At 74.1% G+C, this 23,502-nt stretch carries 18 protein-coding genes and 1 tRNA gene; 6 read left to right on the forward strand and 13 right to left on the reverse strand.

Features of this window, described 5'->3' with window-relative positions:
- Nucleotides 1–15: 15 nt before the first annotated feature.
- The 4 genes from BKE41_RS11780 to BKE41_RS11795 form a co-directional block, all read right to left on the reverse strand.
- Complete coding sequence (locus BKE41_RS11780) at nucleotides 16–873, reverse strand: alpha/beta hydrolase (RefSeq protein ID WP_058621112.1); 858 nt, start codon at nucleotides 871–873, stop codon at nucleotides 16–18.
- A complete protein-coding gene (locus BKE41_RS11785) occupies nucleotides 870–2,120 on the reverse strand; it encodes a Bcr/CflA family efflux MFS transporter (protein WP_070999438.1) in 1,251 nt (416 codons plus the stop codon). Before BKE41_RS11785 ends, BKE41_RS11780 begins: the two co-directional genes overlap by 4 nt.
- Nucleotides 2,111–3,394, reverse strand: a complete 1,284-nt coding sequence (locus BKE41_RS11790; RefSeq protein WP_024830211.1) for a nucleotide disphospho-sugar-binding domain-containing protein — start codon at nucleotides 3,392–3,394, stop codon at nucleotides 2,111–2,113. Before BKE41_RS11790 ends, BKE41_RS11785 begins: the two co-directional genes overlap by 10 nt.
- A 147-nt stretch (nucleotides 3,395–3,541) precedes the next feature.
- Nucleotides 3,542–3,844: a hypothetical protein gene (locus BKE41_RS11795; RefSeq protein ID WP_053622695.1), complete on the reverse strand. Its 303-nt coding sequence runs from the start codon at nucleotides 3,842–3,844 to the stop codon at nucleotides 3,542–3,544.
- 375 nt (nucleotides 3,845–4,219) lie between these two features.
- On the opposite strand from BKE41_RS11795, the gene BKE41_RS11800 reads away from it, so the two are divergent.
- The 4 genes from BKE41_RS11800 to BKE41_RS11815 all read left to right on the forward strand — a co-directional run bounded on the left by BKE41_RS11800 (nucleotide 4,220) and on the right by BKE41_RS11815 (nucleotide 11,856).
- Entirely contained in the window at nucleotides 4,220–4,981 is a 762-nt protein-coding gene (locus BKE41_RS11800) for a response regulator (RefSeq protein ID WP_024830209.1), read from the forward strand.
- A gap of 2 nt (nucleotides 4,982–4,983) precedes the next feature.
- Nucleotides 4,984–6,033, forward strand: coding sequence for a cytochrome c peroxidase (locus tag BKE41_RS11805; RefSeq protein ID WP_053622694.1), 1,050 nt, complete (start codon nucleotides 4,984–4,986; stop codon nucleotides 6,031–6,033).
- A complete protein-coding gene (locus BKE41_RS11810; RefSeq protein ID WP_024830207.1) occupies nucleotides 6,030–8,492 on the forward strand; it encodes a two-component system VirA-like sensor kinase in 2,463 nt (820 codons plus the stop codon). The genes BKE41_RS11805 and BKE41_RS11810 overlap by 4 nt, the downstream gene beginning before the upstream one ends.
- Before the next feature lie 319 nt (nucleotides 8,493–8,811).
- Nucleotides 8,812–11,856 carry a PAS domain-containing protein gene (locus tag BKE41_RS11815; RefSeq protein ID WP_053622692.1) on the forward strand — a complete coding sequence of 1,015 codons (3,045 nt, stop codon included), beginning with the start codon at nucleotides 8,812–8,814 and terminating at the stop codon, nucleotides 11,854–11,856.
- Between the two features lie 97 nt (nucleotides 11,857–11,953).
- On the opposite strand, the gene BKE41_RS11820 is transcribed toward BKE41_RS11815, so the two are convergent.
- On the reverse strand, nucleotides 11,954–12,700 hold the full coding sequence (locus tag BKE41_RS11820; protein ID WP_024830205.1) for an SDR family oxidoreductase: 747 nt from the start codon (nucleotides 12,698–12,700) through the stop codon (nucleotides 11,954–11,956).
- 96 nt (nucleotides 12,701–12,796) lie between these two features.
- Between BKE41_RS11820 and BKE41_RS11825 the strand changes: the two genes are divergently transcribed.
- Nucleotides 12,797–13,696 carry an AraC family transcriptional regulator gene (locus BKE41_RS11825; protein WP_024830204.1) on the forward strand — a complete coding sequence of 300 codons (900 nt, stop codon included), beginning with the start codon at nucleotides 12,797–12,799 and terminating at the stop codon, nucleotides 13,694–13,696.
- 356 nt (nucleotides 13,697–14,052) lie between these two features.
- Nucleotides 14,053–15,231, forward strand: a complete 1,179-nt coding sequence (locus tag BKE41_RS11835; RefSeq protein WP_070999440.1) for a heparan-alpha-glucosaminide N-acetyltransferase domain-containing protein — start codon at nucleotides 14,053–14,055, stop codon at nucleotides 15,229–15,231.
- 61 nt (nucleotides 15,232–15,292) lie between these two features.
- Here the strand turns inward: BKE41_RS11835 and ybaL are convergent, their stop codons facing one another.
- The 8 genes from ybaL to BKE41_RS11875 form a co-directional block, all read right to left on the reverse strand.
- Nucleotides 15,293–17,167 carry a YbaL family putative K(+) efflux transporter gene (gene ybaL / locus BKE41_RS11840; protein ID WP_053622689.1) on the reverse strand — a complete coding sequence of 625 codons (1,875 nt, stop codon included), beginning with the start codon at nucleotides 17,165–17,167 and terminating at the stop codon, nucleotides 15,293–15,295.
- Nucleotides 17,168–17,668: 501 nt separating this feature from the next.
- A complete protein-coding gene (locus BKE41_RS11845; RefSeq protein ID WP_245295952.1) occupies nucleotides 17,669–17,833 on the reverse strand; it encodes a hypothetical protein in 165 nt (54 codons plus the stop codon).
- A 337-nt stretch (nucleotides 17,834–18,170) separates the two neighbouring features.
- Nucleotides 18,171–18,719 (reverse strand): HD domain-containing protein, encoded by a 549-nt coding sequence (locus BKE41_RS11850; protein WP_070999443.1) that lies wholly within the window; start codon nucleotides 18,717–18,719, stop codon nucleotides 18,171–18,173.
- Between the two features lie 56 nt (nucleotides 18,720–18,775).
- Nucleotides 18,776–18,976: a hypothetical protein gene (locus BKE41_RS11855; protein WP_012319090.1), complete on the reverse strand. Its 201-nt coding sequence runs from the start codon at nucleotides 18,974–18,976 to the stop codon at nucleotides 18,776–18,778.
- Between the two features lie 217 nt (nucleotides 18,977–19,193).
- Nucleotides 19,194–19,268 (reverse strand) — tRNA-Gln (locus BKE41_RS11860).
- A gap of 82 nt (nucleotides 19,269–19,350) precedes the next feature.
- Entirely contained in the window at nucleotides 19,351–20,928 is a 1,578-nt protein-coding gene (locus BKE41_RS11865; protein ID WP_070999444.1) for an aldehyde dehydrogenase (NADP(+)), read from the reverse strand.
- 61 nt (nucleotides 20,929–20,989) lie between these two features.
- Nucleotides 20,990–22,660: a thiamine pyrophosphate-binding protein gene (locus tag BKE41_RS11870; protein ID WP_070999445.1), complete on the reverse strand. Its 1,671-nt coding sequence runs from the start codon at nucleotides 22,658–22,660 to the stop codon at nucleotides 20,990–20,992.
- 129 nt (nucleotides 22,661–22,789) lie between these two features.
- Nucleotides 22,790–23,491, reverse strand: coding sequence for a GntR family transcriptional regulator (locus BKE41_RS11875; RefSeq protein WP_070999446.1), 702 nt, complete (start codon nucleotides 23,489–23,491; stop codon nucleotides 22,790–22,792).
- Between the last annotated feature and the right edge of the window lie 11 nt (nucleotides 23,492–23,502).

Here is a 23,502-nt window from a genome sequence, read left to right on the forward strand (position 1 = left end):
TCCCGCGGCGTCCCGCTACGGCCCGCGCGGCCTCAGGCCGACCGCCAGGAAGCGCTCGATCATCGCGTTGACCTGCTCGGCCACCTCGATCGTGTTGAAGTGGCCCGCCAGCAGCGTCTGGGCGGTCACGAGCTGCGGGCAGAGCTCCCGCAGCCGGTCGAGGTCGCGGGCCGCTGCCACCAGCGGCACGTCCGCCGAGATGTAGGCCATCGGGATGCGGCAGGCGCGCGCGGCCGGGACGGGGTCGTGACCCAGCACCATGTCGCGCAGCGCCGCGTAGGCGACGTGCTGCGGCGTCCGCTGGCAGCCGCCGAGGATGAACGTCTCGAAGATCGCCTTCCGCCTGGCCGGGTGGTCGTAGTCGCCGCCGATCGCCCAGGCCATCTCCCGGACGACGGACCGGTAATCCGGGCCGCCGACGCCCGCCAGCAGCCCCTCGATCGCGCCGGCGCCCGCCCTGTCCGCCGACGGCAGGACGATCGAGTCGATCATGACGAGGCCGGCGGCGAGGTCGGGGTGGCGGCCGCACAGCTCCAGGGCCACCGCGCCGCCGAAGCTGTGGCCGATGACGATCGGCTTCACGAGGCCCAGCGTCCGGCACTGCCACGCGACGTCCTCGGCGAAGCCCGCGACCGTGTAGGCCCGCTCCGGCGCGTCGCTCGCGCCGTGGCCGCGCAGGTCGACCGCCACGACGCGGCGCGTCTTCGCGAAGTGCCGGATCTGCGGCGTGAAGATGCCGTGATCGCCGGTCCAGCCGTTGATCAGCAGCAGCGGCTGCCCCTCGGGGGTGAGCGGCCCGGCTTCGATATGGGCGAGCCGGCCGTCCTCGCGGGTCAGGTAGTGGGGCGGCCAGGGGGGCGGGTCGAAGATCATGCGGGTTCTCCGTGGGGCTGGGAGGGGGCGCGGGGCGCCGATCGGGCGAGACCCGCTTGGGCGGCGGCGGCCGCGAGGCAGCAGCCGAGCATCGCGGCGGCCATCGACAGGGCGGACCGGCCGTCGAAGAACCGGGCCACGAGATCGCTGGCGATGGCCGCCGCGAGCATCTGCAGGAAGACCGCGACGGCGCTGGCCGCGCCCGCGTCCTCCGGGTTGCGCTCCGTCGCGCCGTGCATGGCGTTGGGCGAGACGAGGCCGAAGGCCAGGGCCACGCCGACCATCGCGGCGACCACCGGCAGGGCCGCGGGCGGCCGGGCCAGCGCGGCGACGAGGAGCGCGGCCGCCGCGCCCGTCGCCAGGGCGAGGCCGGCGGCGATCACCCGCGACGGGGGGACGCCCCGGGCCGCGAGCCGCCCGTTCAGGAAGGCGCCCGCCATCACCGACAGGGAGCTCGCCCCGAAGACCAGCCCGTAGGCCAGCGGGTCGAGGCCGAGGGCGTCGACGAAGACCAGCGCCGAGCCGGTGATGTAGGCGAAGACCGCTCCCGCCGCCGCGGCGTTGCACAGGGCGTGGCCGAGGAAGATCCGGCTGGCCAGAATCCGCCCGTAGCCGCGCAGGATCCCGGAGGCCGGCCCGGGATCCGCGGCGCGCCGCAGGGGCTCGTCGACGTGCCGGATCGCCACCAGGGCCGCCAGGGCGGCGGCGACCGGCGCGGCGTTGATCAGGCGCCAGCCGCCGAGATGCATCAGCCCGGCGCCGAGGGTCGGGGCCACCGTCGGCACCACGTTGATGGTGAGGACGACGAACGACATCCGGGCGCGCGCCGCCTCGCCCTCGAACAGGTCGCGCACCATCGCGAGGACCGCCATGCCCGGGCCCGCCGCGCCGATCCCCTGCACGGCTCGGAACAGCAGGAAGTCCGGCAGCGTCCGCGCCGCGCCGCAGCCGAGGCTGCCGACGACGAGGAGGAGGCAGCCGCAGACGATGGCCGGCTTGCGGCCCAGCCGGTCCGAGACCGGACCGTAGACCAGCAGCGCGCCGCCGAAGCCGAGCAGGTAGACGCCCATAGCCGCGCCCATCGCGGTGGCCGGGACATGCAGCGCGGCCGCCGTGTCCGACAGGCTCGGCAGGATCATGTCGATCCCGAAGGTGGGGAGCGCCGCCAGCAGCCCGAGCAGCGCCGAGAAGGCGGCCGAGCCGGGGCGGATGGGGGGATGCGCCGGGGCGGCGCGGGTCAGGCCCAAAGCCGGTCTCCGCCTCGAGCGACACCCCGGGCCCCGGGATCCCGGCGCGCCGCCACCATCGCGTCGATCTCGCGGACGAGGCCGCCCGCGTCGAGATCCGCCCGCACGGCTGCCCCGAGGGCCTCGGCGGCCCTGCGGAAGCCCGGCTCCGCCAGGAGCCGGCGCGCCGCCGCGGCGATCTCGGCCTCGTCCGCGCCGGCCGGAAGGCGCAGGCCCGCGCCGCGCAGGGCGACGCGGGCAGCGTTGTCGGCCTGGTCGCGGGCCAGGGGGATCACCAGCAGCGGCACGCCGTGCAGCAGCGCCCGGCTGACCGTGCCGTGGCCGCCCTGGCACACCACCAGATCGGCCCGCGCCATCAGGGCGTCGTGGGAGGCGGCCGCCACGACCCGGACGGCGGCGGGAGCGTCCAGGTCCGCGGCCCCGACATTCGGGCCGGTGGTCACGACGGTCTCGGCCTCGACCGTCCCGACGGCGCGCGCGACCCGCCGCAGCAGGGCGGTCTGGTTCTGGGCGCCGGTGCTGCCGGCGACGAGGATCCGCGGCCGCCGCGCCCCGGGCCACGCGGTCAGCGCGCCGCGGGACCAGCCCGGCTCGTCGAGCAGCGGGCCGATGTAGCGATAGTTGGCGGGCAGCGCCTGCGTGTCGAAGTCGAAGGCGCGGCTGACGGCCAGCAGGACGCGGTCGGCGCGATCGAAATGCGCGAAGGCGCTGGCGACCGGCGGCAGCCCGAAGGCGCGCCGCGCGGCGTTGAGCGCCGGCCGACCCTGCTCCATCGCCGACACGATCGCGGCCGTCGCCGCGTCCACCGCGTCCCGCTCCGCCTCGGTCCGCGGCGGCGTCAGGCCGCTCGCGGCGGGCGGGATGCCGGGGAGCGGGCGGATGCTGATATGCGGCGACAGGACCGCGTGCGGCAGGTCGGCCGCCTCGGCCGCCAGGGCGCAGCCGGGCAGGAGGTCGAGGCTCAGGACCGCGTCGGTCGGGAGGCGGCGGATCTCGTCGAGCGTGTCGGCCGCGTAGGCGCCCGCCGGGGCGAACATCGTCCGGCGCAGCCAGTCGGCGAGATCCGAGAAGTCGGCCGGATCGGCATCGAGGCCGGTCGGGGCCCGGCGCCACCCGACGAACGGGAAGGCCGCGGCCTCGACCTCCCCGCACATCGCCGGGTCGGCCATGACGCGCGGGCGGTGCCCCGCGCGGCGCAGCTGCCGGGCCGCCGTGAGGACAGGGCTGAGGTTGCCCGTGGTGCCCCACGAGATGCAGAGGACGTTGAGCGACATGATCTGGATGTCCCAAGATGATCGCGGGCGGGCGTCATGCCCGCCCAGCTCGGGGGCACGTCCCGCGGCGCAGGCGCGGTTAGGCCGCGACGAGGCGGACCTGGCTGGATCGATCTGGATGAGGTTGCTCTGTCGACAGCGGAGAGATCAGAGCGCGTGCCGATTCGTGCTGCTGATATCGCGCAGGAAGTCGACGTAATCCGGGTGGATACTGTGGATGCACCCGCCGAACGCGAAGCTGACCACCAGCGCGTCGAGCAGCCGTCGTCCGAGGCCGCCGCGCGCCGGTTGCGACGCGGCGACCGGAGACGAGATCGGACCGTCGCGCTCCCGCGGCGGGCGTCGCGGCGGCCCGACAAGGTCAGCCGGCGCATTCCGGAAGTCGGGCCCGGACTTGCCGAAGTGTCGCCGACGGCGCGGGCGGATTTCCAGAATCGCGGCGTCAGGCATGGTCACCTCTCTATTGCGAGAGCGTGATCGTGATTTTCGCGAGTTACATCCCCGTGTCTGGGCAAGATGTTTTCCGTTACAACGGTAACAGGTCCGAATTTCGTTGGTCCGATACGGTACGGGACCGTTCGAATGCTCGCGCTGTGCTGTCACGCACAATGCGAAGGGCGCAATCTTTTAGGGGGCGTGATATCAACTCGGCCGTGTAAGGCCCGATGACCGGACGCGCCCAGGTAGGCCGCCGGGGCGGACCGGCGACGGACGCGAAGGTCTTCCGGTCGGCGATATCCGCCCGACCGGACACTCCTCCCGCCCCGGGAGCCGGCGCGTCGAGATCGTGCCGTCGCGGCGAGCCGCCGCGAACCGGAGGTGGCCATGATCGAATCCAGTCTGGACCGAGTTCAGGGTCGGAGCGCGCGCGCCGGCGCGACCCGCATCCTCCTCGTCGAGGACGACGCCGGCATGCAGCGCATCGTCTCGGACCACTTCGCCGATCACGACGTCGCCGTGACCGCGGCGACCGACCGGGCGGAGGCGGAGAAGCGGCTCGCGGAGGCCGAATTCGACCTCGTCGTGCTGGACCTGCGGCTGGGCTCGGAGAACGGGCTCGACCTGCTGCGTGACCTGCGCACCCGGAGCGACCTGCCGGTGATCATCACCACCGGCCATCGCCGGGACGAGATCGACCGGGTGATCGGCCTCGAACTCGGCGCCGACGACTACCTCGTGAAGCCCTACGGCCTGCGCGAGCTGCTCGCGCGGGTGCGGGTCATCCTGCGCCGCGCCGAGGTGGCGCCCGCCCCGGCGCGGGTCCAGGAGTCCCACCGCAGCCGCTTCGCCGGCTGGGTGCTGGACCGGCGCCGCCGGCGCCTCACCAATCCCGACGGCGCGGAGGTCGCGCTCAGCAAGGGCGAGTACGCGCTGCTGGTGGCCTTCCTCGACGCGCCCCAGCGCCCGCTGAGCCGCGAGCAGCTCCTCCAGGCCACGCGCGTCCACGAGGACGTGTTCGACCGCAGCATCGACGTCCAGATCCTGCGGCTGCGCCGCAAGCTGGAAGCGGATCCGAGCGCGCCCCGCCTGATCGTCACCGAGCGCGGCGTCGGCTACGTCCTCACCGCGACCGTCGAGAAGCTGTAGCCGTGGCCCGGTTCCGTCCCGGCCGCGGCCGCGTCGCGGTCGCCGCGCTCCTCGCCAGCGCGCTGGCGATCCTCGCGGCGGCCGCCCACGAGAGGCCGCACGAGGGGCCGCACGCGGGGCCGGCCGACGCCGAACTCTCCGCCGAGGCCGCGGATGCCCTGGGGGTGATCACGCCGGTGCCGGGCACCCTGGGGGCGGACCCGGACCGGGCCGCCATCGGCCGGCTGCTCTTCACCGACACGCGGCTGTCGCGCGGAGGCGACCGGGCCTGCATCACCTGTCACGACATCCGCACCAGCGGCGCGAGCGCGGTGCCCCGGAACCTGACCGCTGACGGCACGCCGGTTCCGCGCAACACGCCGACGGCCTTCAACGCGGCGCTCAGCTTCCGGCTGGGCTGGGCCGGCGACATCCCGAGCCTGCGCGAGCAGGCCGAGCTCGCCCTGACGCGGCCCGAATTCCTGGGCGGCTCCTGGCCGCGGATCCTCGACACGGTCCGCGACGACCCGGTGCTCGCCCCGATGTTCCAGGCCGCCTACGGCCGCGCGGCCGACCGGGAGGCGGTGATCGACGCGATCAACAGCTTCGAGCGCACCCTCCTCACCCCGGACAGCCGCTTCGACCGCTGGCTGCGCGGCGACGCCCGCGCCATCACCGGCCCGGAGCGGGCGGGCTACGACCTGTTCCGACGGATCGGCTGCGCGGCGTGCCACCAGGGCGTCAATGTCGGCGGCAACCTGTTCGAGAAGGTCGGGATCTTCGTCACGATCCCCAACAAGGTCGCCGAGGTGCTGCGGGTGCCGAGCCTGCGCAACGTCGCGGTCACGGCGCCGTACTTCGACGATGGCGGCGTCGCCACGCTCCCCGAGGCGGTCCGGCTCATGGCGCGGGCGCAGCTCGGCCGGGAACTCACCCCGGCGCAGGTCGACGGGATCGTCGCCTTCCTGGGAACCCTGACCGGCACCTACGAGGGCCGGCCCCTGACCGCGCCGCCGGCGCCCGGCGCGGGGTTGCAGGACGGCGCGCGCCCGGACGGCAAGCCGCAGCTATGAGACTGACCCTGCAGGCCGTCACGCTCGGCGCGCTGCTCGCGGCGCTGCTGACATGGCTCCTGATCAACGGCAGCGGCGGGATGGAGGCCGCCTACGTGGCGACCCAGCGGACCGTCGACGCCCTGGCGCTGGCCGAGTCGCGCATGCAGCACGATGTGCTGCGGGCCCGGACCGGCCTGCTGCGCAACTACGATCCGATCGTCGCGCACCTGCGCGAGATGCAGAAGGCCGTGGCCGACCTGCAGGCGAGCAATGCCGGGGATGCCGATGTCCGGGTGCTGGCCGAGGCGGTGGACCGGGAGGCCGAGATGGTCGAGCGGTTCAAGACCGGCAACGCCCTGGTGCAGAACTCGATCGCCTACTTCGACTCGCTCAGCGACCGTCTGTCCGAGTCCGACATCGCCCCCGGGCTCGCGCGCGCGGTGGCCGCGCTCCAGATCCGGGTCTCGGAACTCGTGCGCGACTCGACGCCGGCGCGCCTCGCCGACATCCGGAGCCGCCTCGAGACGCTGCACGCCGCCGACGGGGCGGCCGCCCGGGCCGGCGACGTCGACGCCATCGTCCTGCACGGGCGGCAGCTCCTGGAACTGCTGCCGCACGTCGACGCGGTCACGCGCTCGCTGCCGGCCTCGTCGAGCGAGGCGGCCCGCGAGGCGCTCCTGGACGCCCGCCGCGGCCTCCGCGACCGGCGCCAGGCCCGGGCGGACGGGTTCCGCCTCGCGCTCTACGCCGTCGCCCTCGCGCTCCTCGCCCTCGTGGTCCGCGTGGGCCTGCTGATGCGGGCCGGGACCCGGATCCTGCGCCGGACCGTGGCCTTCCAGACCGTCGTGGCGCGGGCGGCGAACCGGTTCCTGGCGAGCCAGCCCGACGAGACCGCCACGCGCATCGTGGACGTCCTCGCCATCGTGGGCGAGGGGCTCGACACGGATCACGGCTACGTCCTCATGCTCGATGGCACCGGCGCGGTTTACCTCTGGAACCGGCCCGGCCTCGCGCCGCCGAGCGGCTGGCCGGTGGCGCAGCAGGCTCTCGTGCACGACGTGGCGGCCGCCGCCAGCGATCTCATCTTCGTCGAGGTGGCGGACGAGACCGGGCCGCCGGCCCTGCGCCGGTCCCTGGCCGCGCGCGGCGTCGTCTCGTGGGCCTGCGCGCGGCTGCGCCGGGGCGAGCGCATCGTCGGCCTGCTCTGCTTCGAGCGCACCACCTCCGGCCTGCCGCCGTGGCTGCGGCACTCGCGCGGCCTGCTGCAGGTCGTCGCCGACAGCTTCGCGGCCGCCCTGGAGCGGCAGCACGTCTGGGCCGAGCGCCGGGAGATCGAGGCGGCCCTGCGCCGCGCGCAGCGGCTCGAGGCCATCGGCACCTTCGCGAGCGGCGTCGCCCACAACATCAACAACGTCCTCAACGTCATGCTGGGTCATGCCGAGATCGCCGGGGACGCCCTGCCGTCCCATCCCGGTCGGGCGGCCGAGCATGTCGGGCTGCTGGTCCAGGCCGGCGGCCGCGCGCGCGAGATCGCCGGCCAGATCCTCGATTTCGGCCGCCGCGGGCGCTCCGCGCAGTGTACCAGCGCGGCCGACGCGGTGCTCCACGAGACCGTGGCGCAGATCCGCGCCTCCACGGCCGGCCCGGCCACGATCGAGCTCTCGGGCACCGCGGAGGGCGCCCGCGTCGGCGGCGAGCCGGCGCAATTGCAGCAGGTGGTCCACAACCTCATCCGCAATGCCGTCCAGGCCTCCGAGCCGGGCGCGGCCGTCGACGTGCGGCTCGACCGCGTCGCCCTGCCGGGTCCCGGCGCCCTGACCCACGGTACCCTGCGGCCTGGCAACTACGTGCGGATCCGCGTGTCCGACACCGGCCGCGGCATGGACGAGGCCACGCTGGCGCGGATCTTCGAGCCGTTCTTCACCACCCGTCCGGCCGGGACCGGCCTGGGGCTCGCCACGGCCTACGAGTTCGTTCAGGAGCACGACGGCGCCTTCGACGTGCGCAGCGCACCGGGCCGGGGCAGCGCCTTCGCGGTGTGGCTGCCCGTGATCCCGCAGGTCGAGGGCGGGGCGGCGGCCGGCGGGACCGTGATGCTGGTCGGGCGCACGCCCGGGTCGGTCCAGGACGACGAGGAGACGTTGGCCGCCCTGGGCTACGAGCCGGTCGGCTACGCGGATCCCGAGGCGGCCCTGGCCGTCCTCCGGCGGGATCCGCAGCGGTTCGATCTGCTGATCGTCGAGAACCGTCTCGCCGATTCCTCGGGCCTCGCCTTCGCGCACCGGGCCGCGGAGATCTGCGTGCGGCCGATCGTGCTCTCGCTGTCGGCGACCGACGCGGTGCAGCCGGAGGTGCTCGCGGCGGTTCCCATCGCCGACATCGTCCGGCGGCCGTGGCGCTCGAACGCCCTGGCGCTGACCCTGCAGGGCCAGCTCGCCTCCGCCCGCCCGGCGCGCGGCCCGGCCGCCGTCTCCTGAGGGACCTGGACGACGCGCGGCCCGGCTTGTCCGGTCCCCGGCTGTATCAGGATTCTGCGAGGCGGGGATCGCGATCGCGGCCCCGGCTTTGACAAGCTCGGCGTCTCGTGGGACCGCTCTGGCATGCCGGGCGACCAGATGCGCGATGCCGCCCCGACGACCGAACGGACCGGGTCGACCTTCGCGGTAACCTCCGCGTGCGATGATCCGCCGGCGCGCGCCGCAACGCGGCCGGCCGCCCGAGGGAGCGGGCGAGACCGGCATCCGACCCCGTCGCCCCAGGATCCCCCGATGCCCTTCGAAGCCGCGCCAGGACGTCATGCACGGCAGATCTGACGCCCCGATCCGCGGCCCGGCCTTCCTGGCCGACGGCGGCGCGATGGGCGTGCTCCTGAGCGCGCACGACTGGGACAGTACGCCCCTCGGCGCGCCGCTCGCCTGGGCCGAATCCCTGAAGACCCTCGTCGCGGTCATGTTCGGCGCGAACCAGCCGATGTTCATCGTCTGGGGTCCGGAGCGGCGGCTCCTGTACAACGATCTCTACGCGCAGATCCTCGGCGGGCGGCACCCCGCGGCCCTCGGCCGGGACTACCTCGAGGTCTGGGGCGCGATCGGGGCCGGTCTCGCCCCCCTCGTGGAGAGGGCCTATTCCGGCCGCCCGGTCCACACGGCGGATGGCGAGCACGTCCTCCACGACGGGGGCGACGGGGCCGGCGCGGCGCGCTTCGCCCTCTCCCTGGTGCCCGTCCGGGACACGGCGGGGCACGTCGCCGGCCTCTACGGGGCCTGCACGGCGCTCGCCGGCCAGGAGCCCGCCGCGCGCCGTCCGCGCGAGACGGAGGCGTCGCTTCGGGACAACGAGGAGCGGCAATCCTTCCTGCTCGATCTCAGCGACACGCTCCGCCCGCTGACCGCGTCGGCGGAGATCGTCGAGGTGGCCTCGCGGCGCCTCGGCGAGCGCCTCGGTGCCAGCCGCGTCTTCTACGCCGAGATCTGCGGCAGCCTGATGAAGGTCGAGCGCGAATACGCCCGGGGCGTCGGCTCGATCGTGGGGGAGCATTCCCTGGCCGCGTTCGGCCCTGACCTGCTGGCCGCCTACCGCGACGGGAACGTCGTCGCGGTCGAGGACGTGGCCGCCGATCTCCGGTTCAGCGACGCGGCGCGCGCCGGCCTCGGGTCGCGCGAGGTCGCGGCCTTCGTCGACGTCGTGCTGTTCCGCGGCGCTGAGTGGGTCAGCCTGCTGGCGGTGCAGAGCGCGGTCCCGCGCGCCTGGACCACCGCCGAGGGTAACCTGATCCGCGACGTCGGCGAGCGCGTGAAGGCGGCGATCGAGCGCGCCCGCGCCGAGGCGGCCCTGCGCAAGAGCGAGGAGCACCTGGCGGCGATCTTCGCCGGCGCCTCCGTCGGCCTGTCGGAGGTGGATGCCGCGGGGCGCTTCCTGCGGGTCAACACCGAGTTGTGCCGCATCCTCGACCGGCCGGCCGAGGCGCTGCTGCGGCTCGGCATCGGCGACGTGACCGATCCCGCGGACCGGTCGCCGAGCGCGGCCGCGATGGCGCGGGCCCTCGAGACCGACCGCAGCGTCGCCCTCGACAAGCGGTATCGCCGCCCGGACGGCAGCGCGATCTGGGCGAGCAGCAGCATCCGGCGCCTCGACGACGCGGACGGCAGGCTCAAGAGCCTGCTGATCGTCACGGCCGATCTCAGCCGGCGCAAGGAGGCCGAGCAGCGCTTGGCCGAGAGCGAGCGCCGCCTCCAGCACCTGAACGAGACCCTGGAGCTGCAGGTCTCCGAGCGCACCGCGGAGCGCAATCTCTTCGCCACGATCGTCGAGAGGACCGACATCATGGTGATGGCGGCCGATCTCGACTACAACATCCTGGCGATCAACAAGGCGAATGCCGACGAGTTCGCGCGCATCTACGGCGTGAGGCCGAAGGTGGGCGACAACATGCTCGACCTGCTGGCCGATCAGCCGGAGCACCAGGCGCAGGTGCGGGCGGTGTGGGGACGCGGGCTCGCCGGCGAGGAGATCACCCTGGTCGAGGCGTTCGGCGACGCCGGGCGGGCGCGTCCCCACTACGAGATCAGCTTCCGCACCCTGCGCGACGCGCGGGGCGCGCGCGCGGGCTGCTACCAGTTCGTCGTGGATGTCACCGAGCGCCTGCGCGGCCAGGCCGAGCTGGCCCAGGCGCAGGAAGCGCTGCGCCAGTCCCAGAAGCTGGAGGCGGTCGGCCAGCTCACCGGCGGCGTCGCGCACGACTTCAACAACCTGCTGACCATCATCCGCTCGTCCGTCGACTTCCTGCGCCGGCCCGATCTGCCGGAGGTCCGCAAGCGCCGCTACCTCGACGCGGTCTCAGAGACCGTCGAGCGGGCCGCGAAGCTCACGGGCCAGCTGCTGGCCTTCGCGCGCCGTCAGGCCCTCAAGCCCGAGGTGTTCGACGTCGGCCAGAGGGTGCGGGCGATCGCCGACATGCTCGACACGCTGACGGGCGCGCGGGTGCAGGTCGTGACCGAGGTGCCGGAGACGACCTGCCTGATCCGCGCGGATGTGAGCCAGTTCGAGACCGCGCTCGTCAACATGGCGGTCAACGCCCGCGACGCGATGGATGGAGAAGGGACGCTGATCCTGCGCGTGACTTGCGGCGCGGCCCTGCCGGCCATCCGCGGCCATGCCGGGTCCCAGAAGCCCTTCGCGGCGGTGTCGCTGATCGACACCGGCACGGGCATCCCGCCCGAGCAGATCGGGCGGATCTTCGAGCCGTTCTTCACCACCAAGGAGGTGGGCAAGGGGACCGGCCTCGGCCTGTCCCAGGTGTTCGGCTTCGCCAAGCAGTCGGGCGGCGACGTCGACGTGCGCAGCACCCTCGGTGCCGGCACCGCCTTCACCCTCTACCTGCCGGAGGTGCGGTCGCAGGAGCGTCCGGCCGGTGACCGCCTGCAGGATGCGGACCGCGCGCCGCTCGGGAGCGGGCAGCGCGTCCTGGTCGTGGAGGACAATGTCGGCGTCGGGCAGTTCGCGACACAGATCCTGGAGGATCTGGGCTACCAGCCGACCTGGGCGGCCAACGCCGAGGAGGCGCTGGACGAACTCGGCCGGGCGGGGAACCGGTTCGACCTGATCTTCTCGGACGTGGTGATGCCCGGCATGGGCGGCGTCGCGCTCGCGCAGGAGCTGCGGAGGCGCGCGCCGCAGGTGCCCGTGGTGCTGACATCGGGCTACAGCCACGTGCTCGCGCAGTCGGACGCCCACGACTTCACGTTGCTGCACAAGCCGTACTCGGCCGAGCAGCTCAGCCGCATCCTGCATCAGGCCCTGGGCCTGGGCCGGACGGCCGGCGCGTCCGCGGATCCGTCCTGAGCCCGGGCTTCCGCGTCGGGATCCCGGACCTCCGGTCCGGGGCCGGCGCGGTTCGCCGCCGCCCGCACTCCGCGCGCACTCCGTCCTCAGCCCGCCCTCAGCCCGCCTTGGCCCACGCCACCGCGTCGGCACCGGCCGGCAGGCGCGTGGGGCATGACGGGTCCGTCGCCGCGCGCCACACCGCCTCCGCCACGTCCGCGGGCCGGGTCAGGTCCTCGTCCGCCTGCTGGAAGCCGGCGAAGACCTGCGCGGCCACCGCCGCGTAGGCCTCGGGGATGTCCATGCCCATGCGGGCGCGCGCGTTGGCGCCGAACGCGGTCTCCGGGGCGCGGCCGGGGATGACCAGCCGCGCGCGCACGCCGAACGGTTCGAGTTCCAGCGCCAGGGACTCGGTGAAGGCGTTCACCGCCGCCTTGCTCGCCGTGTAGACCGACAGCAGATGCAGCGGGCGCTGCGTCACGCTCGACGTCACGTTGACGACGACGCCCGCACGGCGCTCCCGAAACTGCGGCAGTACGGCCCGGGTCATCGCGATCGTGCCGAGGGTGTTCGTCTCGAACACCTCCCGCGCGGCGTCCATCGAGACGCCCTCCAGCGCGTTCAGGAGCCCGACGCCCGCGTTGTTGACCAGCACGTCGACCGGTCCGGCGGCCGCGACCGCGCGGGCGACGCTGTCGCGGTCGGTCACGTCCAGCGGCAGGAGGCTGAGACGATCGGACGGCGGCAGCAGATCGCCCCGCGGCCTGCGCATCGTGGCGACCACGCGCCAGCCACGCGCGAGGAAGGTGCGGGCCGTCTCCAGGCCGAAGCCGGACGAGCAGCCGGTGATCAGGATCGTGTTCATGGGAATTCCCGTGCAGATGGGGCAACGGGGTGATAGGGAGCGCGGGCCGGACCCGATACGTGCGCAAGTCCGGTTCGCATTGGCGAGCGTCCGAGAATGCCCGATCCGCTCACCCAGGTGGTCGGCCTCCTCCGGCCGAGTGCCCCGCTGTCCAAACTCGTCACCGGATCCGGCCTCTGGGCGGTGCGGCGCGCGGATTCCGGGCGGCCGTTCTACGCCGCCGTGCTCGAGGGCGGGTGCCGTCTCGCGATCGACGGCGAGGCCGGGATCGTGCTCCGAGAGGGCGACTTCGTCCTCATTCCCGCGGCCCACGCGTTCACCACCACGAGCCTCGACCCGCCGCGGCGCGCCGCGCCGCCTCCCGTCGAGGTGGCCCCCGGCGTGTTCCGGCTCGGCGCCGCCGAGGGGCCGCCGAACGTCCGGATGCTCGTGGGTCACTGCGTCTTCGCGTCGAGCGACGCGGACCTGCTCGTGTCGCTGCTGCCCCGGTACGTGCATGTCCGCGGCGCCGCCCGGCTGACCACCCTGCTCGGCCTCGTGAACGAGGAGACGCGCGCCGACCGGCCGGGCCGCGACGTGGTCCTCGCCCGCCTGCTGGAGGTCGTGCTGATCGAGGCGCTGCGCGCCACAGCCGGGCCGGCGGCGCCCTCGGGATTGGTGCGCGGCCTCGCCGACGACCGGCTCGCCGCCGCGCTGCGGCTCATGCACGACCGGCCGACGGAGAGCTGGACGGTGGCCGCGCTCGCGCGGGAAGCGGGGCTCTCCCGGTCCACGTTCTTCGAGCGGTTCCGCCGCGCGGTCGGGGTCGCGCCGATGGCGTACCTGCTGGCGTGGCGGATGGCGCTGGCGAAGGATCTGCTGAGCCGCGAGGCGATCGGGATGGCCGAGGTGGCCGAGCGGGTGGGCTACAGTTCGGCGAGCACGTTCAGCGTCGCCTTCGCCCGGCACGTCGGCCGGCCGCCGGTCCGGTACGCGAGCGGGCGGCCGGCGCGGTGATCCGGGCCGGCTGACCGTGCCCGGGCGCGACGAGGCGGTGGCCTCATTCCGGCCCGACACCGGCATCGACGGGGCCAGTCGACCCTTCGCCCCGAGGCCGGGTTCGGCTACGAGACCGGCATCGCGCTCGACCGTCGCATCCGCGGCGGCGTGACCGACGCGCCTCGCCCCTTCGCGCAGGAGAACGTCCTGATCACCGATCCGCCGGCCCTCCGCTCTCAGATCGTTGCCGGTGCCGGCCGCCGCCGGGACCGCGCCGGTCGGGGGGCGTCGGCGTCCCGCGCGATCGCCGGCGGCGTCCGAGCCGGCATCGGCGCGCGCCTGCGGGGCGCACTCCGCAGGACGGCGCGCTCCTGATGGTCTCTCGTTCCCTGGCGCCCGCCGCCGCGACCGGCGGCCCGGCGGCATCCCGGCGCATCGGCTCCATCGACGCCCTGCGCGGGCTGGTCATGCTGCTGATGCTCGTCGACCACGTGCGGGAGTTCTTCTACCTGCACGCGCAGGTCCGCGACCCGATGGACCTCGCCGCGACGCCGCCCGACCTGTTCCTGACGCGGGCGGCCTCGCACCTCTGCGCGCCGGTCTTCGTCCTGCTCACCGGCCTCTCGGCCTGCCTCTACGGGCAGAAGCACGGCCGGCGGTCGACCGCCGCCTTCCTGCTCAAGCGCGGGCTGCTCCTGATCCTGCTGGAGGTGACGCTCGTCAGCTTCGCCTGGGCCGGCAGCGTCCGACCGTCGATCCTGTACCTGCAGGTGATCTGGGTGATCGGCCTCTGCATGGTGGCGCTGGCCGGGCTCCTCTGGCTGCCGCGGCTCGCCCTCGTGGCCGGGGCCCTGGCGCTGATGCTCGGCCACAACCTGCTCGACGGGATCGCGATCCGGGCGGACGAGCCGGGCTACGTGCTCTGGTCGATCCTGCATCAGCGCGGGATGATCGCGCTGCCCTGGGGCGGCCTGGCGCGGACCTCGTACCCGCTCCTGCCCTGGATCGGCGTGATCGCGGCGGGCTACGCCCTCGGGCCGCTCTTCGCCGGCGGGGTCGATCCCGCGCGCCGGCGCGCGCGGCTCCTCGGGCTGGGGGCGGCCGCCCTGGTCGGTTTCCTCGCCCTGCGCGTGCTCAACGGCTACGGCGAACCGGTGCCGTGGCAGCCGGGGGCCACGCCGCTCGCCACCGCCCTGTCCTTCGTCAACCTGACCAAGTACCCGCCCTCGGCCGATTTCCTGCTGCTGACGCTCGGGCTCGGCCTCGGCCTGCTGGCGCTGTTCGAGACGCTGCCGCAGCGGCTCCTCGGCGGCCTGCGCGTCTTCGGCGGCGCGCCGCTGTTCTTCTACCTGCTGCACCTCGCGCTGCTGCGCTTCCTCTACGACGGTGCCGCGGCGCTGGGCCTCGCCGGAGCGTCGGGACGGGTGGAGGCCGGCTCGCCCCTCGCGCTCTGGCTCATCGCGGCCGCCGTGAGCGTTCCCCTCTGGTTGGCGTGCCGCGCCATGGTGCGCCTGAAGCGGGCCTCGACCTGGCCGGCCCTGAGCTACCTCTGACGGCGGCTCCCCGCGCTCCGGCCGGGGCCGGTCAAGACCGGGCCGCCCTCGTGCTCCCGCGTCAGGACAGGTCCGCCCCGTCGCGGTCGTGCTGGTGGCGCAACTCGGGGCTTCCCCTCACCGGCCCGACCGTCCGCTCCGCGTCGCTCCGGCTCTCCGCGCGGGCCGTGTCGATGAAGACGCGGGCCTCGCCCTCCCGCACGCCGAGACTGCGCAGCGCGTAGAAGGACATGCCGAGGGCGAGCTCCCGCTCGCCCATCAGCACGAGGCCGACCCCGTCCTCCTCGAGATGGCGTCGCTCCGCCTCGCTGTGCGTGCGGACCACGGTGTCGATCCCCGGATTGGCCGCGCGCGCGGCCTCGACGAGCCGGCGGGCCTGGTGCGCGTCGGGCGTGGCGACGACGAGCAGGCGCGCCGTGCCGATGCCGGCCGCTTCGAGGATGCCGGGCGCCGTCGCGTCGCCGAACACGGCCTGCGTGCCCGCCGCGCGCAGGGCCAGCACGCGGCGCCGGTCGCGCTCCACCACGACGTAGGGCAGGTCCCAGGTCTCCAGCGTCGCGCCGATGCTGCTGCCGACGCGTCCGAAGCCGACGATCACGACGTGGTCCCGGCGCGGCGGCTCCCCGCCCGAGACGGCGACGTCGACCACGCCCTCGCGCTCGAAGCGGGCGGCGAGCTCGGGCCGGTCGGCGAAGGCCTGCTCGATCCGGGCCGCCAGGGCGAAGAAGAGCGGGTTGAGCGTGATCGACAGCAGGGCTCCGCCCAGGATCAGGTTCCGCCCTTCCTCCGGCAGGAGCTTCAGCGACAGCCCGAGCGACACCAGGATGAAGGAGAACTCGCCGATCTGGGCGAGGCTCGCGGCGATCGTCAGGGCCGTGCCCAGCGGGTGCCGGAAGGCCAGCACGATGGCGACCGCCGCCAGGGACTTGCCCACCATGATCACGCCGAGCACCGCCAGGACCGAGAGCGGCGCGCGCACGAGGATGCCCGGATCGAACAGCATGCCGACGGAGACGAAGAACAGGACCGCGAAGGCGTCCTGCAGCGGCAGCGAGTCGGCGGCCGCCTTGTGGCTGAGATCGGACTCGGCGAGCACCATCCCGGCGAAGAACGCCCCGAGCGCGAAGGAGACTCCGAACAGCTCCGCCGAGCCGAAGGCGATGCCCAGGGCCAGGGCCAGGACCGCCAGGGTGAACAGCTCCCGCGAGCCGGTGCGCGCCGCCTGATCGAGCAGCCAGGGCACGAAGCGGCGTCCGCCGACCAGCATCAGCGCCGCGAAGACGGCGACCTTGGCGAGCGTCAGAGCGACGGTCAGCGCGAGGCTCTGCGCGCGGTCGGGTCCGACGAGCTGGGCCACGAGGTCCGTGAGCGCGTGGGCCGTGCCGTGCCCGAGGCCGCGGGCCTCGCCGCCGAGCGAAGGCGCGAGGGCGGGCAGGACCACGAGGGTCAGCACCATCGCCAGATCCTCGACGATGAGCCAGCCCACCGCGATGCGGCCGTTATCCGTGTCGAGGAGGCCGCGCTCCTCCAGCGCGCGGAGCAGGACGACCGTGCTCGCGACGGAGAGGGCGAGGCCGAAGACCAGGCCCTGGCCGAGGGTCCAGCCCCAGGCGAGGGCCAGGCCGATGCCCATGGCGGTCGCCGCCGTGATCTGCACCACCGCGCCGGGCAGGGCGATGGAGCGCACGGCCATCAGGTCCTTGAAGGAGAAGTGCAGCCCGACCCCGAACATCAGCAGGATGACGCCGATCTCCGCGAGCTGGCCCGTGAGGTTGCTGTCGCCCACGAAGCCCGGCGTGTAGGGGCCGACGAGGACGCCCGCGACCAGGTAGCCGACCAGAGGCGGCAGCCTGAGGCGCTGCGCGACCATCCCGCAGATGAAGGCGAGGGTCAGCCCGAGGGCGATGACGGCGATCAGTTCGGTCGCGTGCGGCACAGGGTCTTCACCTCCGAGGGGCGATGCGGGTCGGGCGGAGCGAGCCTTCTCGACTGGCGAACGCGATTCAACCCTCTTCCGGCCGAACAGCTGTGCGGATCGCCGTCAGCGATCGCCGCGTCCCATCCGGGCGTTGCGAGACCACGGCCGCCGCGCCGCGATGGTCGGGCGGCGTGCGGTCCCGCGACGGGGCGGCCGGCGCCGCCCGCGTCTCCAATCGCGGCCATCGTGCAGGGATCCGGCGCGCGGTCGCGGGCCGAGGCGGGTCGGGGCGGGACGATCGGCCGGGACCCGGCACCCGCGGCTTCACCGCTGCCGCGACCGGGCGCCGTCGGAGGCCGCGCCACATGCGCATGTGTCCGGTGGTGCCCGCGACCGGCGGCGCGGCCGCTGCGTGCCCCGCCCCGCGGGTCGCGGGCCGGCCCGCGCCGGAGGGAGAGACGCCGCCGGCCGACGCGGATGCAGGCGCGTGGCCGGTCTCCGGCAGGGCCGGCGATGGACCTAAGATCCGGGGAGGATCGACGCGAGATCCGTGAAGCCCTGCGCCTCGCTCGTGAACAGGGCCACGAGCAGCAAGCACAGGCCGCCGAGGAGCGCGACCCCGGCCGTGGCGCCGACCAGATCCGACGTCCGAATGGCCGGCTCGGCTTGCCGGCTGAACAGCAAGGCTCGCCCTCTGCGAGTGTTCGGATACGTGCGGCCCACGCGCTGCCTCCCGAAATCGAGGCCCCCTGTATTAACGGTCCCATCATCGGGTCTTCATCCGCGCGCGCGCGGCGGTCTGCGGCGGGGATTGTGAAACGCGTGCGCTCGCGCACGCTCTCGATCTGCAGAGAAGATCGGCTGATCTTCCGGAAAGTGTCCGGTTCTTCAGGATGTCCCGTGGCGGACCGCATCGCGCGGTCCGGGCACGCGGATCGACGCGCCGGCTGATCCCGTCCCGACTGGGCCGCCTGGCGGCGCCGTGCCGCTCCCGGCGGCGGTGCCTTCGGAGGGCGCCGGGCTAACGCGGCCTGTCGCCTTCGACCGTCGTCGGCGAACCGAGCCAGCCCTTCGCCGCGGCCGCTGTGCGCAGGCTGGCCTTGGCCGGTTCGTACTTGAGGATGAGCTGCTCCCGAGTCTCCGCGGCGAGGAGCGCCAGACGCCCGGGATCCGAATTGTCCTCCAGGTCGGCGAGCTTCACGAGCGTGGCCCGAAGGGTGCCCACCTTCGCGATGTTGTTGATCCAGGCCGCGTAGGTGACGCGCCCACCGGGCTTCGTGAGCATGGCGACCGAGGTCAGCACGTTGTCGCTGAAGCCCTCTTTGGCCAAGTGGCCGAACCCGTAGCTGGTATCCTCGACCACATCGTGCAGCCATGCGGCTTGCACCGCCTCGTCCCGCTCCAGATCGGACCAGAACGGGCACCCTTCCGACAGCCTGAGCACGCCGGCAACGACCCGCGCCAGATGCTCGATGTACGGCCTGCCGGCTTTGTCGACTTGGCCTCGGTGGACGATGGTGGCCACCGTCTGGGCATCGGCCGCGGTCCGGCGGAGGGGCGGCAGGATCACGCGCTCATCCTTTCACCGGATGTGCCAGCGGGGCTGGTCCGGGCCATGTACCGCGCTCAGCCCGACACGAACAGCATCATCATCCGCGCCGCCGCCGCGATCTGCTCGACGGAGGCTTCCGGCATGTCGGCAACCACCTTCTCGACGATGCTCCGGGCGATGCCATCGCAGAGGCCGACGCCCAGCGCGAACGTGCTGAGACGAACCAGCACGCTCTCGGCGATCTTCGTCCGCTTCTGATCGGGCACGTCGCTCATGTCGGTCTCGGAAAGCCCATGATGACCGCGGCCGTCACCCTCGTGCGGCGAAGCCCCGGCGCGGTGGCGGTGTCGGCGCGCAGGCTCCTCGCCTGGGAGCGCCGGCGCCGGAGGACGTTCGGGCCAGAGCGGATTTCCGCGCCGCGGGCAAACGCCACGCGCGACCCGGCCGCCCGCTCAATCCCGGTCCCGAAGGTCCTGTTTCCCTTGGGAAATTTGGCTGGGGCGCCAGGATTCGAACCTGGGAATGGCGGTACCAAAAACCGCTGCCTTACCACTTGGCGACGCCCCAAGGTGAGCGGAGGCTGTCTAGACGCCGCGCCCGCCCCTGGCAAGCGGCGGATCGCGGCCGTCCGGCGCCCGCCAGCCGCGGCTCAGCGGCGCTCGGGCGTGCCGTCGATCCGGCGGGGCAGGCCCAGCGGGTTGGCGGCCTGGAGCGCGGCCGGCAGCAGCGCGTCGGGAACGTCCTGATAGCTCACCGGCCGCAGGAATCGGTCGATCGCGAGACTGCCCACCGAGGTCGTGCGCCCGTCCGAGGTCGCCGGATAGGGGCCGCCATGCACCATGGCATGCGCCACCTCGACGCCGGTCCCGAACCCGTCCACCAGGATCCGGCCGACGCGGCGCTCCAGGAGCGGCAGCAGGTCGCGCGCGGCCGCGTGATCCTCCGGCGCGAGGTGCAGCGAGGCGGTGAGCTGGCCCTCCAGGCGCTCCAGAACCGCCCGCATCGCGGCGAAGTCCGCGCAGCGCACCACGAGCCCCGAGGCGCCGAACATCTCCTCCTGCAGCTCGGGATCCGCCAGGAACACGTCCGAGTCCGCGGCGAACAGGGTGGCCCGGCCCTGGGTCGCCCCGCCCTCCGCACCCTCGGCGATGCGGGTGACGGCGGCGTGGCCGGCCACCCGCGCCACGGCCTCGCGGTAGGCGCGCTGGATGCCGGGCGTCAGCATGGTCGCGGCCGGGCTCTCGCGCAGGGCCGCGCCGGCAGCCTCCAGGAAGGCGTCGCGGCCCGGGCCCGGCAGCGCCAGGATCAGGCCGGGATTGGTGCAGAACTGCCCGGCGCCCAGCGTCAGCGAGGCCGCGAAGGCCTTGCCGATCGCGGCGCCCCGCGCGGCGAGCGCGCCGGGGAACAGCAGCACCGGGTTGATGCTGCTCATCTCGGCGTAGACCGGGATCGGCGACGGGCGGCCGGCCGCGATCGCCATCAGGGCGGTGCCGCCCCGGCGCGAGCCCGTGAAGCCGACGGCGGCGATCCGGGGATCGGCCACCAGCCCCTGCCCGATCGACTGGCCGGCATCGAACAGCAGCGAGAAGGTCCCCTCCGGCAGGCCGCAGGCGGCCACCGCCTTCTGGATGGCGCGGCCGACGAGCTCCGAGGTGCCGGGATGGGCGGGATGGGCCTTGACCACCACCGGGCAGCCCGCCGCCAGGGCCGAGGCGGTGTCGCCGCCCGCCACCGAGAAGGCCAGCGGGAAGTTCGAGGCGCCGAACACCGCCACCGGGCCGACGGCGATCCGGCGCAGGCGCAGGTCCGGCCGGGGCAGCGGCTTGCGGTCCGGCAGCGCCGGGTCGATCCGCGCCTCGACGTAGCTGCCCTCGCGGACGACGCCGGCGAACAGGCGCAGCTGGCCGACCGTCCGGGCGCGCTCGCCCTCGATCCGCGGCCGGGGCAGCCCCGTCTCGGCCATGCAGCGGGTGACGAGGTCGTCCCCGATGTCCAGGATGTTCGCGGCGATCGCCTCCAGGAAGCCGGCCCGCGCCTCCGGATCGGTCTCGCGGAAGGTGTCGAACGCGGCCTCGGCGAGCGCGCAGGCCCGGTCGAGGTCGCCCCGGTTCGCGCCCGGGAAATCCGGCTCCAGGGCCCGTCCAGTGGCCGCCTCCACGGCCCGGAAGGCCGCCTCGGTGCCGCGCCGCGCCTCGGCGCCGATCAGGTTCTCGCCGCGCAGGGTCATGAGCTGCTCCTCTCGATAGGGTGTGCGGGCGGGGCCGCACCGGGACGGCGCGTGCGGGCGGTCAGCCCCGCTGCGCCGCCAGGGCCTTCTCGCGGATAGCCGCGAGGGTCATGGTCGGGGTGAGCGCCTCGGGATCGACGAGGCAGTGGATCATCGCCGGCAGCCCGGAGGCGAGGCCGCGCTCGAAGGCGGGGGCGAACTCCTCGGTGCGCTCCACGCGCTCGCCGTGGCCGCCGCAGGCGCGGGCGAGGGCCGCGAAGTCGGGGTTGCGCAGCTCCGTCGCCGAGACGCGGCCGGGATACTCGCGCTCTTGGTGCATCCGGATCGTGCCGTACATGCCGTTGTCGAGCACGACCACCACGACGGCGATCCCGTACTGCACGGCGGTGGCGAATTCCTGCACGGTCATCATCACGTCGCCGTCGCCGGCCAGCGCCACGACGATCCGCTCCGGGCGGCTGCGCTTGGCCATCACGGCGGCCGGCAGCCCGTAGCCCATGGAGCCGGAGGTCGGCGCGAGCTGCGTGCCGAAGGCGCGGAACCGGTAGTAGCGGTGGACCCAGGTGGCGAAGTTGCCGGCGCCGTTGCAGATCACCGCGTCCGGCGGCAGCCGCTCGCGCAGCCACGTGATCGCCGCGCCGTACTGGAACGCGCCGGGCTTCGGCTCCGGCGTCTCGGACCACGCGCGGTAGGCGGCGTGGGCCTCGGCGGCGCGGCCGGTCCCGGTGGCCTCGAAATCCGGCAGGACCGCGCAGAAGGTCTCGGGCGCCGCCTCGATCGCCAGCGCCGGCTGGTAGACCCGGCCGAGCTCCGCCGCGTCGGCGTGGACGTGGACCAGCGGCAGGCCGGGATCGGGGATGCCGAGCAGGCCGTAGGATTGCGCGGGCATCTCGGAGAGGCGGCCGCCCACCATCAGCAGCAGGTCGGCCTCCCGGATCCGGGCGAGCAGCGCCGGATTCGGCCCGATCCCGAGCTCGCCCGCGAAGTTCGGGTGGTCGGCGGGGAAGAGCTGAGCCCGCCGGAACGAGACCGCCACCGGCAGGTCGTGGCGCTCGGCCCAGGCGGCCATGGCGGCGACGGCGCCCGGCGTCCAGCGGGATCCGCCCAGCAGCACCACCGGCCGCCGCGCCTCCGCCAGCATCGCCCGCAGGCGCGCGACGTCGTCCCCGGACGGGGCCGGCGCGGCCGGAACGACGCGCGGCGCGTCCGGCACGGCCGCGACGTCGTCGAGCATGTCCTCCGGCAGGGCGACCACGACGGGGCCCGGGCGGCCCTGCATCGCGACCCGGAAGGCCCGGGCGAGGATCTCCGGGATGCGCGCGGCGTCGTCGATCTCCACCGCCCACTTGGCGACGCCGCCGAACATCTGCCGGTAATCGACCTCCTGGAACGCCTCGCGATCCCGCATCCGCCGGGCGATCTGGCCGACGAACAGGATCATCGGCGTCGAATCCTGGCGGGCGATGTGCACGCCGGCGGAGGCGTTGGTGGCGCCGGGCCCCCGGGTGACGAAGCAGATGCCCGGGCGGCCCGTGAGCTTGCCGGCGGCCTCCGCCATGATCGCCGCGCCGCCCTCCTGCCGGCAGACCAGCATGTCGATACCGCTGTCGCGCAGGGCGTCGAGCACCGCGAGGTAGCTCTCGCCGGGGACGCAGGTCACGCGCTCGACACCCTGCGCTCGGAGCTGATCGACGAGCACCTGCGCGCCGGTGCGTGGGGGCAATCCGCTCAAGCCGTTCCTCCCTGGCGCTCGGGCCGCATCCGGGGCGTGGTGCCGGGATCGGCCGTGGATCCGCCCGCCGCTGAGATGCGTCTGATATCCCAGTTTCAGGATAGGGACGGGTTCGGGGCGGTCAACCTGTCAGACGAGGGGCCGCCGGTCGAGGGCCCGGCGGGTCATCTGGTCGAGAAAGTCGAACAGCGTCCCGATCCCGGCAAGGGCCGTACCCGCGTCCCGCGCCGCGATGCCCGACACGATCGCCGCGTGGATCGCGGCGCAGTCCGGGAAGCTCGCCGTCGGCTCGTAGGTGTACCAGAACCGGCGCGACTGCGCGTGGAGCGCCGCCATGGTGCCGGTGAGCGTCGGGTTGTGGGCGGCGCCGACCAGGCCCTCGTGCAGGGCGCGCTTGTGCCGGAAATACGCTTCTCGATCACGGGCCTCGGCGGTGCTGCGCAGCCCGCCGACGCAGTCCAGCAGCCGCGCCACGTCGGCCTCGGTGGCGCGCGCGATGGCGCAGCGGGCCACGGTCTCGTCGAGGGGGCGCCGCACTTCCAGCAGTTCGAGGTGCTTGATGATGTCGACCTGGGTGACGAGGACGCCGCGGCGCGGGTGGACCTCCACGAACCCGATCATCTTCAGCCGCGCCAGCGCCTCGCGGACCGGGGTCCGGCCGAGGCCCAGCTCGGCGCCGAGTTCGCCCTCTGAGACCATGGCGCCGGGCGCGAGGCGGCGGCTGATGATCATCTGCTCGATGGCGTCGTAGGCGGTCTCGGCGAGCGAGCGCGGCCTCGGCGCGTCCGCCGGCGTCGCGCGCCCGCGGCCCGCAAATTCCAATCCGGCCAAGGACTTCCCCG

The organism is Methylobacterium sp. C1, assembly GCF_001854385.1.
GTDB classification, from domain to species: domain Bacteria; phylum Pseudomonadota; class Alphaproteobacteria; order Rhizobiales; family Beijerinckiaceae; genus Methylobacterium; species Methylobacterium radiotolerans.